Source organism: Acetobacter suratthaniensis (assembly GCF_017377745.1).
Taxonomy (GTDB): Bacteria; Pseudomonadota; Alphaproteobacteria; order Acetobacterales; family Acetobacteraceae; genus Acetobacter; species Acetobacter suratthaniensis.
Genome location: NZ_JAFVMG010000047.1, coordinates 1 through 1,571, shown reverse-complemented (window position 1 = coordinate 1,571; position 1,571 = coordinate 1). Strand labels below are relative to the sequence as shown.

The following is a 1,571-nucleotide window of genomic DNA, read 5'->3' as shown; positions in this document are numbered from 1 at the left end:
CCTCCCGACGAGCTGCCCACAACTCCACAGGCACCTCCCAAAGGGCTGCGCGCCGCCTGACTCTTGGCGGTCGCGTCGCGCAGCCCTTTGGGTCCCTCCTGTGGATTTATGTGGACGGCCGTTCAAACACAATGTTTCACACGAGTCTCCCTGTGCGATTTCCAAAGTTTATTGTTTGTTTCACCGGCTGGATGACGACTACCGATTTGATATGAAGATCCGGTCAGATGCGTACTTATGTCCGGCCTGTTCGTGCGAAAGCTTTCGCTGGCCATTATGGGTGTACGCTCGCGTGTCAGGTACCAAACTTGTAGGCGTGCTCAAAGGCACAAATCCACAGACGGTATTACCTGAAACTGTTTCCGATCACAGTCTTCCCATCACGTTGGTTAGTACATACTGCCGGATCTACCGGGGCGGACCCCGGTCTCCATCGTCCTGCTGATGCGGGTCAGGCAGCGGTGACACTGCAACCAGCCGGACGATAGATCTCTTTGCGTGCTAATAATGCCCAGATGATACGGGCCATTTTATTGGCAAGCGCTACTGTTGCCAGGCGTCTGGGGCGACGTTCGATGAGTTGGCACATCCACTGCCCCGCCGCACTATTCCACTGGTGAGCACGGTTGAGCATGGATGTCGCTCCAAGAACCAGAAGCATTCTGATCTGGCGGTTGCCCGTCTTGGTAATCCTGCCCAGCTGGGTTTTCCCCCCGGTGGAATACTGACGGGGTACAAGCCCAAGCCACGCGGCAAAATGTCGTGCTGAGGCAAACGAACCGATATCTGCGACAGACGCCACAACCAGCGATGCGGTCACGGGACCAACGCCTGGAATTGTCATCAGACGGCGGGCATCTTCATTGTTTTTTGCATGAGCCCTGATCTGTGCTTCCAACGCATCGATACTCTCAGCGACTTTCTGGTAGTGTTCAAATAACGATATGGCACTCTGCTTCATGGCAGCCGGTAAGTCGGCTGACGTCTCAACCTTAGCCATTAGCTCCGGGAGCCGACTGGTGCCCAGAGGGACAATCAGCCCGAATTCGGAGGCAAGCGAACGGAGTGCGTTACTCAGCATGGTCTGCTGTTTGACCAGAAGAGCACGGGTCGAATGCAGAGACAACACGCCCTGCTGTTCTTCGGTCTTGATCGGAACAAACATTGTATCAGGGTGAGTTGCCGCCACACAGATCGCCGCCGCATCAACGGCGTCATTCTTTTTGCCTTTTTTCGCAAAAGGTCGGACCCGATCGGGGGAGACGAGTTTGACATCATGACCCGCGCTGCTGATCACCCGAGCCCAGTAATGAGCAGACCCGCAGGCTTCCAGGACAACTTCGCAGCGTTCAAGCTCTGCAAAAAATGCAGACACTTCACTCCGCCCAAGCTTGCGTTTGAAAACGCACTTTCCACTTGCGTCAGCGCCATGAGCCTGAAAAACGGATTTGGCAATATCCAGGCCAATTATGCTAGCTTTCATGCGGATGGTCTCCTCCTGATGGTGCATCAACCTCCATCATGGCACATTGATGCCACAAGGAGGCCGTCCACCCCATCTTGTGGACAGC

At 55.1% G+C, this 1,571-nt stretch carries 1 protein-coding gene; it reads right to left on the bottom strand.

The annotated features are described in order from the left end of the window. Positions 1 to 451 precede the first annotated feature (451 nt). The gene (locus tag J2D75_RS14215) at positions 452 to 1,483 is read right to left on the bottom strand and encodes an IS110 family RNA-guided transposase (protein WP_207855443.1); all 1,032 of its coding nucleotides are present in this window, start codon (positions 1,481 to 1,483) and stop codon (positions 452 to 454) included. Positions 1,484 to 1,571: the final 88 nt, after the last annotated feature.

Bases quoted from the DNA above. Each gene is read 5' to 3' on its own strand.
- J2D75_RS14215 (WP_207855443.1), bottom strand. From the start codon at position 1,483: ATGAAAGCTAGCATAATTGGCCTGGATATTGCCAAATCCGTTTTTCAG.